Genomic DNA, 15,858 nt, shown 5'->3' on the forward strand with positions numbered 1-15,858 from the left:
GACAAAAAAGCTACTAAATAAGCAGTAAATTCGTCTAATTGGACTTAGTCTCGACTGAACGAATACCTTCCATCTCTTGCAGCAGTGACAGCAGTTCCTCCACTCCCTCTGACCGGGACAGCTTTACAAGCATATGAATAACCAACTGCTCACCATTATTGATGCGCTCGACGTGAAAGCTGTGAATCGTCAGCTTCTTGTGCTCCAGCAGTTCTTTGATCCGATTCAGCACGCCCGGCTCATTGTCGACCTGAACAACTACTTGTCGCGTGGACGGAGTAGCCATCTGATAAAAACGACTATGGAGCAAGGACTGAGCCGCTAAAATAAACAGCGTTACACCTGCACCAAGCCCATACATCCCTGCACCTACGGCAATACCGATTCCGGCGGTAGTCCAGATGCCTGCGGCAGTGGTCAGCCCTTTAATTCTATTTTTTTGTGTAAAAATCATCCCTGCGCCGATAAAGCCGACTCCACTTATAACCTGTGCTGCTATTCTGGAAGGGTCCAGCGACAGGTTCGACCAGACGGTTTGATCCTGAAAACCATATTTGGATACCACCATCATGAGCGCTGCGCCAATACCGACAATGAAATGGGTGCGAATGCCCGCTTCTTTCATGCGACTTTTGCGCTCATAGCCAATTAAGGCGCCGCATAGTCCGGCAAACATGACCCGAATCAGGTAATCCCAATCCCACATACTTTTTTCACTCCACTATCGTTTATGTTTTGAAAAGATGCTGCTCCTCAAAAATATACAATTCGAAAATGCTACGGCAAATGAGCCGTTTATACAGCTGTTATTTTGTTATTACCCAAATTTTAAGGAACCCTCACTTCATCCTCTGGCAGATTGCGATGTAGCTTCCTCCCCTTGAGCAGCCATAGCTCCGGTGTATCCTGTACACCATCAAGGCGCAAGCTGAACGCCCCCGCTGGTAAATTGCGTATACGCAGCAATAGACGGTTTCCGTCTGCTACGGCATCCACAAGCTCCAGCAACGTTAGTGAATCGTTTCTTAGGTGGCGGCTCAGCTTGCGTGTTGTACCTGCTCTGTCCTCCCGGCTCCAAATACGCAGCTCATCTACAGACGGTGTGGCAATCCGCTTACTGAAAGAAATAACTACCTCATCTTCGGCTGAACGTTCCGCCTTAAGCGGTTTGGGCGGCTCATCGTACATGTAACCACCCAAATGGTATTCATAGGCGGTCCAGGCGTCGTAGCCGCCCTCAAGGGCGGTAGCCCCAAACCGCTGCGTCCACTCACGGTCCCGAACCATACGCGCAAGGGAGCCAATATCCGCCTGCACCCCGAGGGGCAGGCCCGGATAAGCGGCCCGTATCGACTGCGCGATGCGAGCATAGCCCCGGGTATACTGTGGCGGTAGACGGCGGCGCATCCAGTCCGGCCAATGGGTCTGGAGTACGTGCATATCCGGGGCGACGCACCCGATCATAGCTACCGCGTCCAGCCCCTGCCATTCCCGCAGCTGGCCTGGGACATCGCCGCGTCCGCTCACAGCAAGCGACCATGTCGCCACGCAGATGTCCGGCCGGACATCACGCACACCGCCCGCGCCGTTCACCAGCTCGCTGATCAGGCCGTTCACGGCGTCCACACGCAGATCAACCCACTGCGCGTACAGCTTCGGAACCTTCCGGTAATAATTCCGCGCATGCTTGTCGCGGAAATCCGGAATGTTCTCACCACTGCGCTCGCGAAAGGCACGCTGTGCATGCGGCCCAACATCCCCGTACACTCCACTGCGCAGCCCGTTCCATTCGGGGAAATAAGGCTCCGCCACCTCGAACCCGTCGAACGGAATGTCGGTGACGAGCCGGGCAGCGGCTTTCTTTTTCCATTCCACATACTCCTGAGCAAAATGCGAAAGCCGCTGAAATCCGTCGTTTGGTTCGCGCAGCAGCTCCATGCGCCATTCTTTCCACTCTGGCGGCAGCTGGGACACGCCAAAAGAACCGTTGCCTAGCACCATCGCCCACACCGCTATGCCTCTGCGTTGAAAAGCAGCAACAAGCGCTCCATCCACTTCATTTTCACGCACGACAAAATAATGAACGGTCTGGTAGCCCGCAAGGGCGATCTCATCTGCTATACTGTCCCGCGAACGGTTGGCGTAATAGGGAAACAACGGATCGATTTGAATACTGGGGCCGTTCAGTGCCCACGGTTTCATTTTTCCGGTCAGTGCTATAGCGTCTGTCGATTCGGGTCGGTCATTTGCGTTATAGCTCAATTCGATCCACCTCCGTCACTCGGTCTTCTCCATACTTGTTCCTGCTATATGATTTTGCTATAAGTTCCTGCTGGTTCGCCTATGTTACCATATTTCGCAAATGGGATGAAATCCAGCTGTGACTGTTTCACCATCAACGTACAGAGGTATGGAATAACGAGTCAGGTTTAGTTTATGAACGGAATGGGAGGAATAGTCAATGGCAGAGCAGAGATTGCAAGGGAAGATAGCAGTGGTCAGTGGTGGAGGTTCAGGGATCGGCAAGGCGACCGCGATCCGTTTTGCAGAACAAGGCGCCAAGGTGGTCATGCTGGATCGGACACCCAAGCATGCAGAGGAGACCAAAGCAATCATTGAGCAGGCTGGCGGCGAGGCACTTGTACTGGAATGTGATATTTCCAAGCCGGACATGATTCAGCAGGGGTTCGCTAAAGTCGTGGAAACGTACGGAAAGCTGGACATAGTATTCGCCAACGCAGGCATTAACGGCACCATGGCCCCTATTGAGACACTGGAACTGGAGGAATGGGACCGCACGATGAACATCAATCTTCGCGGCACCTTTGCTACCGTTAAATATGCCGTCCCTTACCTGAAAGAACGCGGCGGCAGCATTATCATTACCAGCTCCATCAACGGTAATCGAACCTTTTCAGGTATTGGATTCTCAGCCTACGCCTCCACCAAGGCAGCTCAGGTTGCTTTTATGAAAATGGCAGCGCTGGAGCTGGCACGTTACAAAATTCGGGTCAACGCGATATGCCCGGGAGCTATCGACACGGAAATTGACGATAACACGTACCCTTCGGAAGACTTGAAGCAGGTACAAATTCCAGTCGAATTTCCGAAGGGCGGAGAGCATCCGCTAGAGGATGTCCCTGGTGAGCCAGAGCAGGTTGCCAATCTGGTCCTGTTTCTCGCCTCAGACGAGTCATCTCATGTATCGGGTACGGAAATTTATGTAGACGGAGCAGAATCACTACTGCGTTAAGTATTAGAATGGGGAACGTTATACCCATGTGTACTACTGTTTAGGCATTCTTAGCAGCCTTATCCCTGGTCATATACTTGTGGAATAGGCTGCTTTTATATCGCTTTACAACGGCTTTATATCGACCTGTCAGCACCATGCAGAGCTCCTTTGCGAAAGCGGACATACAGCCTGCCTCCTGGAAGCACCTCGAACAACAGCATCAGAAGCGAAAAGAACAGCAGTGCAATGGCTTCTTCTGCCAGAATGTACAGAGGATATGGCCCCAAAACATCCAATATCGACGGTGTCGACGGCTTTCCAGCTAGAAACATGTAGTTAGCACCGAGAGCATCGTCTACGATCCACACCATCAGCGCCAAGCCATTCAGAAAAAGCATCACTCCTCCCACACTCTTCCACGTCGGTCGGAGTTCTTCTATCCAGGTCATATACAAGGCTGCCAAAATAATAGCACTATGAGCTACGAAAAAATGGATAAAACGATAATGCGGAAATGCGTATGCCAAATTAGGCGTCAGTACGGCTTGGAGCGCCCCTCCAATTCCGGCAAAAAGGATGATCGGATATAACCAGCGGCTTCGAAAAATAAGCATCAGGATAGACAGCAGCAGTGTCACACTGCACAGTTCTAATGGCAATGAGGTCTGGACATCCCAAATATGCTGCATCACATACCAAATATTCAGAGTCACCTCTGACAGAATGAGGAATGTAATTAACAACCAGCGAATTCCCTCGCTTACAGGCTTGTTCGATCGAATCCATCCCCGAGTCAGCCACAGCATCAAAGCGCATACAATGAGTCCCAATATAGCCAACCCATGTGACGGAGTAAAAGCCTCGAACCCTTCTGGCGCATTGGCATCAAACCAAGGCCCTGACCACGACCTATCCATAGCTAGCCCCCTTTGATCTCTTTCTCTCTTCGTTGCATTCTATTTTATACCCAATAGCCGATTATGTTCTAGCCGTGTTTCTTGCTTGTTCAATACCTTACCTTTATGATAAAAGATATTATATTTAAAGGAGAACCCTCATGGCCATTAATCGCCGATTAATTACAGATCAGGATTTCAATGAGGCACTGGAACGTCATCTTCGTGTCCGAGTATTTCAGGATGACCAATTGATTGGCTCTGGCGGAATCATAATCCGTTTCGACGATCAAACCATCGTCGTGCAATCCAGCGTCAGTGATCTGGCTTACCACCCCAGAAAACAATGTGAGTTTTTTGAAATTAAAAAATAGCCACTACACACCGGGGAACCATTTTGCTTCGTTTTCCGGTGTGTAGCGGCTATATTTTGTTTGTATATATCATGCCTCACATGACGGTTTCTGTTATAGTTGCATTCCCCGTGTTTTCATCATGAGTTTATTCGTAAGCACTTTCAAATCCTCGGAAGAAGACGAAATTTCCTGCATAATTGCTGTCTCCTCATGAGCAGCTGTATAAATTTTGTGAGCTCCTTCAGAGAAGGCCCCTGACATTTGCTGAATACGATGGATCTGCTCAAAGGTTTGATCTACCCGGTTCGTCTGCTCCGTCACGGCTTCTTCCATTAAACGGATGCTCTCGACAAATTCACGTACAATAGCGTTCAAACGGTTCAGCGTCTGATCCACAGAGCTTGTCCGTTCCGCCTCAGCACTGACCAATGACGTCTGCTGATGCATCAACTGCACTGTCTCTACGATTTGTGACTGGACACGGCTAACGATGGCATTTATTTGCTGCACAGACTCCGTACTTTGGGCAGCAAGTGCGCGAATTTGGTGAGCCACTACAGCAAACCCGTTCCCTTCTTCTCCCGCACGCGCCGCTTCTATGGAAGCATTTAACGCCAGCAAATGGGTCTGTTCCGCAATATCCTTCACGGTGCTTGTAATCGCTTCAATTTGGGAAGCTTCTTTTTCCAGTCGGGCAATTACCTGCTGCGAACGACCATGTGATGCTGTCAGCTCTCCCATTCCATCCATCAGGGATGAAAATACGGTCTGCGTCGAATCTACTGAATGCTCCATATGGCCTGACAGTTCCAGCATATGCCCCGATTTGCTACGCATCATTTTAAAATCGCCCAGCATTCGGTCTGCTGTTTTAATAGATTGGGCAGATGCTTGCTTTTGCTGCTCCACGCCATTCAAAATATCTTCTACCACCGAAGACATGGACTCAATTTGTGTGGTAGCCTGCACAATAGCCAAGCTCAGATTTTCCGCACTTTGCGAAGTTGTTCTGGTGCTGTACGAGATCTCATTGAACATATCTTTAATGTTCAGCATCATATGCCGAAATGCATCATACAGAACTTTAATTTCATCCTCCGAACGACGTTCAGGAATCACAACAGACAGGTTCCCCGCCGAGGCTTCCTCTGCCGCCTTTGCCAACCTAACAATTGGCCGTGTGAGTAATTTTGAGATCAACCAGCCCAAAATGCCACTCCACAGAACACCCAATAACAGAATGATCGAAGTGTACACCCATTCTTGTGTACCTTGAGCAAGCCAGTCCTTGAGTACAAAAATAAAAAAAGCGCTTGTTCCATAGGTTATTGCAGAAATTGAGACAAATGCAGTAACCATTTTCGTACCTAGTGACATCTTCATGTACTGTAGCCCACCCCAAAAAACTCAAATTTGATTCCATTTTACCATAAAATTGCTACATTTCTAGTAGTATTTTTCATAGACAGATATATTCATGAGCATAAAGATACAGAGTCTTAAGTCCCCTATCCTAATCACAAAAAACAATATGTTACCAGGTAGCAGCTTGCATCTTAAAACGGACGAATCGCGCTGTCACAAGCTTTACAGGCCATTCGTCACATCTTAAGCGAGCTGTTACTCGACAAAGTCATTTTCCATTATTAAAAATCATTGTCATTTTTCTGTTCAACGACTGCTTTCTTAATCGCTTCAATTGTGTCTATTTGGTGACTGTTTTTTTCCAGTACGGTAAACTCCCATAAACCGATGGTCAGCTTCTCTCCTTGCTGGATATCAAAACGCTCTGAAAGCATCCATCCCCCAATTGTATATACGTCCCCGGCCTCAATATCCGTCTCCAAGCGTCGATTGACCTCATGAATGAGCGCCTGTGATTTGAGTATGTAACGATGATCATCTGTTTTTGTAATGAGTGGAGTTAACGCTGCGGGGGTTTCGGTGTCGGTATAGGAAGGAATGTCTCCAACAATCTCCTCCATAATGTCCTCCAGTGTGACAAGTCCAGATGTTCCACCATATTCGTCCACCAGCACCGCTACTGGAATGCGTCGTTTTTGCATCTGAATCAGCAGATCCCGAGCCTGAACCGTCTCGATAACCTGAAGCACCGGGTGAATATAAGAAGCCATCGTCGTATTCCCTGTGCTGTGCCCACGTGCCAAATCATGCAGGGCTTCCTTGACGCGAATCATCCCGATAATACGATCCCGGTCGCCATGTTCAGCTACAGGTAGAAAATTATAAACTTTGTCCTCGATCAGCTCCATAAACTCGGCCACTGTTGCCTGGTGGGAGATGGAACGGATGTGGATGCGCGGTACCATAATTTCCTGCGCCGCACGGTCGTCAAAATCAAATACATTGTTTAGATATCGATATTCTGTCGGTGTAATTTCACCACTACGAAAGCCTTCAGATAACGCCAAGCGAAGCTCGGCTTCACTGAGTGCCGCATCTTCTTCAGATACCCTTTTGAGCCCGAAGAGACCCGTAATGACACGCGATGAACGACTGAGCACCCAATTCAGGGGATAGGTCATTTTATAGAATATCGTGATCGGACGGGCAAAAAACAATGCCATCGGTTCCGCAATCTGTATGGCGAATGTTTTGGGTACCAGCTCCCCAATGACCACCTCGAAATAGGTCAAGATTAGAAAAGCCAGCAAAAAGGAGAGCACTCCCGTCAGGCCTGCTGGAATATGAGCCAACACAAACAGGGGATGTAGCAGATGTTCAACAGTAGATTCCCCTAGCCAGCCTAGCGCCATTGAGGTTAATGTGGTTCCGAGCTGACAAGCAGATAAATACTCGTCCAGCCGAGACAAAATGTTTTTAACGGCTTTCGCATTTTTGTTGCCTTCAGAGGCCAATTGATTGATGCGAGATACCCGCACACGAATAATGGAATACTCCGAGGCCACAAAAAAAGCAGTTAATGCGATAAGCAATATAACCAGAATGATATTTATCGTTTCCATAGCCCTCTCTTGCTCCGTTCATGACGAAGCAAGAAGCCCCCCCTTTGACATTCATTTTTGGATGGAACCATAACATAAGTAATGATGTCCATAATCGTGTATTACCCAAAAATGACAAGGAGTAGACTATGTATGACCCTGTTAGCGAATCGCCAGCGGACTCTTTTGCACGATATCTATCCATTGATCAGCTATCAACTGATGCCCAACCGCTGTCGGATGAACCCCGTCATGCAGCCAATAGGAGGCGTCCGCCTGGGTAGCGGCTTCGTTCAACATGCTCTGGAGCGGCACAAACACGGTCCCAAATTCGTCCGCAAGCTGACGTACAATACGCTGGTATCCCGTTATTTTTTCTTGCCAAATGTCCCATCGCGCCTCGGTAGCTCCCGTTTTCAAAATAAACGGCTCGCACAGCACGAGTCCCAGATCAGGCATCACTTCACGCGTTTCTTCCAGAAGGTGGCGATAGGCTCGTTCAAATCGGTCCGTCACCCCGGACGGCTCCTGCTCCACGATCCGCCAGGCGTCGTTCACTCCGATTAGAATACTGAGCAGGTCCGGCTTCAGGCTAAACGTGTCCTCATTCCAACGTGCATACAAATCCGAAACTCGATCCCCCGAAATTCCCCGGTTCACAAACTCTGGCTGCGTGGTAGTCAAACGGCTCCCCAACGCACCTGCGATCAGATACACATAGCTCTGACCCAGCCAATGGTTCGCGTCCTCATTTCGTCCCCTTCCTCCGTCTGTTATAGAATCTCCCTGAAAAAGAATACGTGCGTGTTCTATACTCGTCATCTTCCTAACTTCCTCCTTCGCATTTTCCAATAATACCCTTATCATACCTCGTATCTTCTAAATTAGAAAGCGGTTTCAAAATATAGAAGAATTACAGATTTGCATTATGATATACATTTCTGTTCACCTCGCTACCTGTAGTCGCAAGTAAAAAGCCCGTCGTCACGCGGGCTATCACTTATGCTCCTTCCTCCGCTCCTAGGTTGAGTTCTTCCCAAGACCCCTTTCCAATTCAAGGATTTACTCCTACTGCGAATGGACGAGCTCCCACCGGAATGGTAGTAATCGTAGTTTGGGTGACTCCATCAATTACAGAAACGTTGTTATCATCCTGATTTGTTACATAGATACGATTAGTTATTGGATTGACACCTACTCCATTCGGATTATTCCCGACCGAGATCGTAGCAAGCACTGTATTCGTCAACCCACTAATTATGGAAACATTATCCGTATCGCGATTTGCTACATATATAGCATTTGTAGAAAGATTAATCCCCACTTCACCTGGAGTCGTCCCAACTGGTACGGTAGCAATCACCGTATTCGTTACTCCATCAATTACAGAAACGCTGTTACCCGTGAAATTTGACACATAAATACGATTAGTTTGTGAATTGACACCTATTCTAAATGGATTCACCCCAACTGGAATCTGGGTAATCACGGTATTTGTTTCTCCATCAATGACCGTAACGACATCAAAATTAAAATTTGCTACATAAATGCGATTGGTTAATGAATTGACACCTATCCCCGTTGGAAGAGACAGACCTCCGACAGGAATAATCGTAGCAATCACTGTATTGGTCAAACCGTTAATTACGGAAACTGTGCTATCATTAAAATTTGCTACATATATAGCATTGGTTGCAGTATTGACCCCAATTGAGCTTGCTCCATCTCCAGTAGGAACGGTAGCAATCACCGTATCGGTTAATCCATCAATTACGGAAACGTCATCACTGTTCAAATTTCCTACATAGATTCGGTTGGTTAATGGATTAACTCCTACTCCCGCGGGATTAATGCCAACAGGAATGGACACGATCACCTCATTGGTCAATCCATCAATCACAGAAACATCATTACTATCAAAATTGGCTACAAAAATGCGATTGATTGATAGGGGGCCGGACTCTGCCCCAGCCCCTAACAGCTCAGACGATACAAGCCGATGAGCCGTAACCAACTCTCCAGCTGCATTTTTTCCCCAAACGGAAATTTCAGTCTGACTTGCGGCAACACCTCCCGTTGTAAAAACGAATGAATATGCATCAAAATTTGCAGAATAATTTTTAGTAATGACTTGATTCGGAGCGACTGAGAAAGACTCAAGTACATATGACGTTCTCGATCCGTTTAATATATAGCCTTCTATCATTAGAGTCGAAAAATTGACAGAATCCTGGTTTTCGATTTTGATCGTCACCTCTTGAGTGGGTCTTATACCACTGACAGCACTATTATTAATAGGTCCAGTTGACAGAATGGCCATTTAAATGAAACCTCCTATATTCAAATATTACAGTTAAATTCCAGTCTTAAAAGACTACTAATTCTATTTGTAATATATGCAGGATTTTTAATATAAATTGGACATTAACTCAATAGAGTAAAAGAAAGACACCCATTTTAATTAAAAGGAGTGTCTTTCTTTTACTCTATTCCCCTCACACCGCTCGGTACTTACACACCTCACGAAAATTACAGCCTCCGCACGCTCTGCGTGAAGGCATCGGAGTGAAGAAAGATTCAGGCTTGGGGCGATTATAGTAATCGTCATCGAGACAGGACTTCATTTCCTCGATGTATCGTCCGACATTACCAACCACTTTGTCGATATCCTCTTGCGCGGGACGATACACCTCATGCTCTCCTGTCATCAGATACTCCACACGTACCTCGATCTTCTCCAATGGAAGCTGATAGTGCTCCTGCACATAGGAAGCATACAAAAAAAGTTGGTCGGAAAAATCGCCTTCCTTGCCTGTTTTCCAATCCACGATGACCAAGTCTCCATTGTCTCTACGGTAGAGCAAATCCATTTTGACATACACTTTCGTCTCGTGAAGGAGCATCGTATCCCACTTCTCCACTTCTACAATTCGGGCCTTTCCCTGTTGCAGTTCATGCCAAACCGCAGTACGGTATAAATTGTGTATCACCGCATGCTGTCGCTCCTGAATAAGGGCGATCCGTTCCGAAAGCACCTCGTCGTCGTAATAAACCTCCGCCAGCATGACGCGATTTTTCGGATCTTGTAGCCATAGCTCACGGTGTAGCGATTCCTTGTAGCTGTCATTCAACATGTTCTTCATAGCTGTCTCGAGGTATGCTGTACGCGGGATAGCCCCTTTTTCCATCCATCCACGTATGACTGATTCACACATTTGATGCGTGATATTCCCGAATAAAATATATAAGTTGCTCAGTTGCTTGAGCCGATACAACGTAACTTGCTCTTCAGTGCCCTGTGCCGAATTCCAGCCATTATGCGAGCCGTAATAATGATAATAGTATTTGCGTAAGCATTCATCGAACGTTTGAGCCCTCGATTGCGAATAGGACCAGGACGGGTATATAGCCATGACAGGCCCTCCTTCATTAAAACTATCATCTCTTTATTATAACGCAAACCTAAGCTGTATCGGCGATAAAAAGGACAAAGACTTTAACCCATGGGTTAAAGTCTTCTACTGACTGACTAGTTTGTAAACTCTCAATGAGTCCGTTCAACATTTATCAAATCACTAACATTAACGGCACCGTCCTCACGGACGTTGACAACAAGTACCGGAGTTCCCAGCATTCCGCTGATCCACTCCTTATAATTATCCACATGATCATTCGGAAGAATCGTCAAGATGACACCAGCAAAGCCACCACCATGTACCCTGCATGCGCTGTTATCTATTGATTGTAAATACATTTCGGTTAAAGCCAGTGCAACCGATACGTCTTGTTCCCGCGCAACCCCACTTCTATATACGTTTTGGAGCCATTTCCATGAGGAATTACCAGATTCGGTAATGAGCCTCAGGAAATCAGTAAAGCGCCCCTCCTCCAGTGATTTCACTTGTTCATCCACACGCCTATTTTCTTCAAAAAAATGCAACGCCCGCAGTACTGCACGGTCTCCTGCTTTTTCCCTGACCATTTTAAGGTTGGCATATAGATCCTCTGGCAATAAGTCACGACAAACCGAAGCGTCTAAAGACTGAGCCACTGCAAACATTTCGTTGGGCACCGCCGCGTAATCGTCCGTTAAATCAGCATGATTTCCGCCTGTATTTACAATAACGAGGGAATATCCGTTTTGTTCAAAATTCCAATGAACAGGATTTATGATCGGTTCCTTGGGATTTTCAAAGTCAATGGAAATCAAGCCGCCATACGCGCAAGCCATCTGATCGAGCAGTCCCGACGGCTTGTTCCAATAGCTATTTTCCGCATACTGACCAATTTTGGATTTAGCAACTGCATCTAACGCTCCCTCGTTATAAAAATGATTTAATATCGTGCATATCAACATTTCAAAAGAAGCGGAAGAGCTTAAACCTGAAGCAGAGAATACATTACTTGATATATAAGCTTGGAATCCCCCGATACGGTATCCGAATTCAAGTAGACCAGCGGCAATACCACGAACCAGCAGCATCGTACTGTCATCCTCCGGTTTTGGCGACAAGTCGGTTAAATCGATGACGTACTTCGTCTTATAGCCTTCAGAAAAGAATGTAATTACAGACTCCTCCACTTTAGAAGCTGCAGCGATGGTATCGAGTGTTATACTGCCTGCCAGCACCTTCCCGTGATTGTGGTCTGTATGATTTCCACCAATTTCGCAACGTCCCGGAGCACTAAACAGTTCAATATCCCCTACACCAAAATGCTCCCGATACGCCTGTATAAGTGATTCATATCGAGTCGTTTGCTCAGAGATTTGCTGTTGACCGTACATTCGGGCAAGCACCATTTGTCCCTCTCTGGAATTCAATAGTTCCATATCTTTCATCGTATATCCCCCTAATTGTATGTGTTTTCCTATGCTGGAATGATACTATAATTATCTCAATTTTCCCTGTATAAAAGTATGGCACTTTTAAAATTTGTAAGCGCTTATTTTAATCGCTTTACTGAGCATTTTACCAATTTAACTAAAAAAGAACCAGCCCTAATTGGGCCGGTTCCTTGAATATCTTTTTTAGTCGCGTTTCAGTACATATTCCCCATCATTGTTACGAGTTACTGTGGCGCCAAGCGCCTCGGCAACTGATTTGAAAGGAACATACAATGTGCCATATTCATCCGTATATGGAGCTTGTGGCAGCGTCAATGTGCTTCCTTCCAATACAGCCTGTTTGGAGCCACTTTTCAGCTTAATCGTCTTACCTGTAATATCATCAATTACAGTAGTTTGTTTAGCAGCTGCATCCCATTTTAACTCGGAGTTCAGTTCGCTCGTCAGTTCACGCAATGGAATAAAGGCAGTGCCACCACGATTCTCCAAGACGTAGTAATCGTCTTTAGGATCGAAAATGGTTTCTACTTTTGTAATTTCCAAATCATTTTTTAAAATGTTGTAGATCGGAGAATTCGCTTCAAAATTGCGCAGCGTCGCTCCCGGAGTTAATTCAGCTTGTTTATTCAAATCAATAACACCGTTAGAAATATCCACTTTATCAGCCGTCACACTACCATTGACGTTCCAAGATTGAGTTTCGGTCAGAATTGTGAAGGACTTCACTGGAAGACCGTCCACATCTGGCAAAGCAACCGTCAGGTCTGTCGCCGCTTTGCGAACATTTCCTTTTTCATCAAAATACATGTCGCTTTTCAGAACCGTGTTAGCACTCAGAACCGTTTTGATTTCAGGGGACTGTGCATACATGGTGCTAACGCCTACATCATACTGATCAACGGCCAGATCCAAATACTTTTTAACTTCGGTATAAGCCTCATTGACCATTTTTTCTTTGTTAGCACTCAGTTCCGTTGTTACTTTATCACTACCTTCAATATTCATGCCGGAAGCAATCGTTTTAGTCATATCAATGGCTTGCCCGATCAGCTCTTTCAAGCCTGCTTCGTCCTTCGCCAGATTCGCCAGGAACGGTTTTACCAATGTTACCAGCTCATCACCACGAAGTTCAGCATGCAGATGGGTCAGTTTCACTTTGTCTTTTTCACCGTATACTTCCTCGGTTACAGACGTTGCAGAAATGGTAGAAGGGTTAGGCGCATGCTTGAGCATAAGTGCAGCGGCTGTTTTCGTCAGTTCTCTCACGTCTTTGGAATATACATATGGATCAAATCCAGCAGGCAGACCGCTCAAACTCTCTTGCGAGTTCAAAGATATGTAATAAGGTTTTTTGGCACCTTCCAGTTGAATAGCCAAACCTTGGCGGTCTAAAGCAAGTTCAAACGGCAAATTATACTTATCGATGTGCAATGTACCTTTGGCAGAAGCAAGTTCCTCCGATTGTACCTTGGCTTCATCCACAGTGACGGAAATCGAATTAATCAAATCTACGATTTCTTTATCTCCTTGCGTGATTCCTTCTTTTGGAGTCAATTTAAGAGAGATTTTCTCCGTTGTTTGCTGGGATTTCACATCAAGTGTTCCCAATAAATTTTTACTTACATCAAATCCACCTACTGCCTGGCAACCTGTCAAAGCTACCATTAACAGAATAAGAGGGACGGCGATCCATTTTTTTATATTCATATTAATCCCCTTTCAAGATATTTCCGTTATCTCTTCTATTATCTCAGTGTTAACACGCATTGTAAATGAGTAGAATGGAAAATAGAACTAGTTATTTAGGATCAATTTTCAGCCTGAAGCATTCGGTAAGCCAGTAGCGCCATCTCTAGGCAACGACGTTTGTCAGGGTCTGCCAGATTTCCCTCTATGATTTCATTAATTTTATCCAGCCGATTATAAAGGGTCTGTCTGTGAATGTACAAAATTCCGGCGGTATCACGCTTGGAGCCATGGGATTGAAAATAGGCATCCAGTGTATCCAGAAGCTGCATATGGTGCTCACGATCATGCGCAATCAGCCCGCCCAAATGGTCCTCTACGAACTCTTGTAGAAAAGGAATGCGGGGCACCGCCTTCAACAACTGATAGATTCCGATGCTGTCGTAAAATAACCGATCCTTCATGACTGGGACGCTTCGTGCCACTTCAATGACCTCATATGCCTCTTCAAAACTGCGATCCGTCCCCGTCATGCGATGCCTTACTTTACCAAAGCCTGCATGAATGCGCACCTTATCAAGCTGTCCTGCGGCATAATTCTGAATATATTGAACAGTATGGGCAAGCACTTTTTTCATTTGCGCTGCGGAACGCAGTGTTAATTCCTCCTTGGCACAAAGGATGTAGCATTGACTTCCCTTCATCATCAGCAGGTTGTGCAACGTTTCTTTTTTCAACAATGAACGAAGCAGCACTAGCACATCCTGATTGATGGATTCCTTGCGTACCTGACTGGCATCCTTGTCCTGATGTTCCACCTCGATGACCCCTGCCCAAAATAAATACTGCCCCTTCGATAACAATCGCAGGCCCATCCGGGTCTGGGCCTGTTCTTCACTGGGAAGCTGTCCGCTCAGTACATCCTGAATCAATTCATTTTGATTACGCAGCAATCGGTCTTCAAGAAACTGTGTTCTCAGCACCAATGTAGCGGCGGCCTTGGCAGTGTAATCGAGTAGCAGCGACATTTCTTCCGTCGGCATTTCACTATGCAGCACCAAACCTACTGCGGAAAACACCTGACCGAAGCATACAACGGGCTGGAACAAGACGGCAGTGGATTCATTCAGGTGAAACAGCAGGTGCCCCTCCCGATCGGCGGTCATACTAGATTCCACTTCATTGGCATAAAAATCTGCAATACGGTCCGCCAAATCCGGCTGGACGGAAGGTACGAATCGATTGGTGTCAATGGAAGACATGTAGATGACCTGCCGGGCTGCATAGTCATGAAGCACACGCAAGAGGGCGTTCATATCAGTGCTGCGCAGGGTTTCCTGCTGAAGCTGACGTGAAAATCGTTCCAGATCTTTTAGGAGTTCATGATGTCGGTTAATAAGTAGGGAATGAATATCTTGTGTAATTTCAACAAAACGCACTGGCTGCTCAAATACGATGACCGGGAAGTGATGTCGTTCCGCCAACTCCAGAATTTCAGAGGGGATTTCATGAATGCTCGTGCCCAGCTCCACGCACAATCCCGCGGCTTCCGAGCGGATCAGTTGCTCCATATACTCGGCACGCTCTTCCCCCTTCCGGGTGAGCCACAGGCCGGTCGTCAAAATCAAGTCATGACGGCTCACAAACGGAGAAACATTTGTGATTTCTAGTACATGGACCCAACCCACACGGCGATTTACGCCCTGTTCCCCCGCCGCCAGTTTTGCCCGCCGGAAAACGGGACGTTCCAGCACATCCGCAATGGTAAATGTTTTTTTACCGTTCATCGGCATTCTCCTTATGTATATGTCTTTATGTCATTTTATATGACATATATTCATCAAAAAGTCGAGCCTTTAAGTCAGATAATCCG

The 15,858-nt window shown here is 46.5% G+C and carries 13 protein-coding genes; 2 read left to right on the forward strand and 11 right to left on the reverse strand.

The window, feature by feature from the left end:
• Window positions 1-34: 34 nt before the first annotated feature.
• A complete protein-coding gene (locus tag MKX59_RS22430; protein WP_053324781.1) occupies window positions 35-706 on the reverse strand; it encodes an MgtC/SapB family protein in 672 nt (223 codons plus the stop codon).
• Window positions 707-828: 122 nt separating this feature from the next.
• On the reverse strand, window positions 829-2,202 hold the full coding sequence (locus tag MKX59_RS22435) for an N-acyl-D-glucosamine 2-epimerase (RefSeq protein ID WP_340859011.1): 1,374 nt from the start codon (window positions 2,200-2,202) through the stop codon (window positions 829-831).
• A gap of 259 nt (window positions 2,203-2,461) precedes the next feature.
• Between MKX59_RS22435 and MKX59_RS22440 the strand changes: the two genes are divergently transcribed.
• Window positions 2,462-3,253, forward strand: coding sequence for an SDR family oxidoreductase (locus tag MKX59_RS22440; protein ID WP_028543193.1), 792 nt, complete (start codon window positions 2,462-2,464; stop codon window positions 3,251-3,253).
• 116 nt (window positions 3,254-3,369) lie between these two features.
• Here the strand turns inward: MKX59_RS22440 and MKX59_RS22445 are convergent, their stop codons facing one another.
• Window positions 3,370-4,152, reverse strand: coding sequence for a YwaF family protein (locus MKX59_RS22445; protein WP_028543194.1), 783 nt, complete (start codon window positions 4,150-4,152; stop codon window positions 3,370-3,372).
• Window positions 4,153-4,292: 140 nt separating this feature from the next.
• On the opposite strand from MKX59_RS22445, the gene MKX59_RS22450 reads away from it, so the two are divergent.
• The gene (locus MKX59_RS22450; RefSeq protein ID WP_013309048.1) at window positions 4,293-4,505 is read left to right on the forward strand and encodes a hypothetical protein; all 213 of its coding nucleotides are present in this window, start codon (window positions 4,293-4,295) and stop codon (window positions 4,503-4,505) included.
• A 93-nt stretch (window positions 4,506-4,598) separates the two neighbouring features.
• Here the strand turns inward: MKX59_RS22450 and MKX59_RS22455 are convergent, their stop codons facing one another.
• From MKX59_RS22455 to MKX59_RS22490, 8 genes are all read right to left on the reverse strand, one after another.
• Window positions 4,599-5,870, reverse strand: coding sequence for a methyl-accepting chemotaxis protein (locus MKX59_RS22455; RefSeq protein ID WP_023987309.1), 1,272 nt, complete (start codon window positions 5,868-5,870; stop codon window positions 4,599-4,601).
• 263 nt (window positions 5,871-6,133) lie between these two features.
• Complete coding sequence (locus MKX59_RS22460; protein ID WP_025723741.1) at window positions 6,134-7,474, reverse strand: hemolysin family protein; 1,341 nt, start codon at window positions 7,472-7,474, stop codon at window positions 6,134-6,136.
• A 141-nt stretch (window positions 7,475-7,615) separates the two neighbouring features.
• Window positions 7,616-8,275: an SGNH/GDSL hydrolase family protein gene (locus MKX59_RS22465; RefSeq protein WP_254347673.1), complete on the reverse strand. Its 660-nt coding sequence runs from the start codon at window positions 8,273-8,275 to the stop codon at window positions 7,616-7,618.
• A 232-nt stretch (window positions 8,276-8,507) separates the two neighbouring features.
• Window positions 8,508-9,773, reverse strand: coding sequence for a YncE family protein (locus MKX59_RS22470; protein ID WP_340858962.1), 1,266 nt, complete (start codon window positions 9,771-9,773; stop codon window positions 8,508-8,510).
• A 175-nt stretch (window positions 9,774-9,948) separates the two neighbouring features.
• Entirely contained in the window at window positions 9,949-10,866 is a 918-nt protein-coding gene (locus tag MKX59_RS22475; RefSeq protein WP_340858963.1) for a PD-(D/E)XK nuclease family protein, read from the reverse strand.
• Between the two features lie 131 nt (window positions 10,867-10,997).
• On the reverse strand, window positions 10,998-12,293 hold the full coding sequence (locus MKX59_RS22480; protein ID WP_069079708.1) for a galactokinase: 1,296 nt from the start codon (window positions 12,291-12,293) through the stop codon (window positions 10,998-11,000).
• A 189-nt stretch (window positions 12,294-12,482) separates the two neighbouring features.
• Complete coding sequence (locus MKX59_RS22485) at window positions 12,483-14,006, reverse strand: copper amine oxidase N-terminal domain-containing protein (protein WP_023987305.1); 1,524 nt, start codon at window positions 14,004-14,006, stop codon at window positions 12,483-12,485.
• Window positions 14,007-14,107: 101 nt separating this feature from the next.
• Window positions 14,108-15,772 (reverse strand): PucR family transcriptional regulator, encoded by a 1,665-nt coding sequence (locus MKX59_RS22490; RefSeq protein WP_023987304.1) that lies wholly within the window; start codon window positions 15,770-15,772, stop codon window positions 14,108-14,110.
• Window positions 15,773-15,858 lie beyond the last annotated feature (86 nt).

The organism is Paenibacillus sp. FSL R7-0340 (assembly GCF_038002205.1).
GTDB classification, from domain to species: Bacteria; Bacillota; Bacilli; order Paenibacillales; family Paenibacillaceae; genus Paenibacillus; species Paenibacillus polymyxa_B.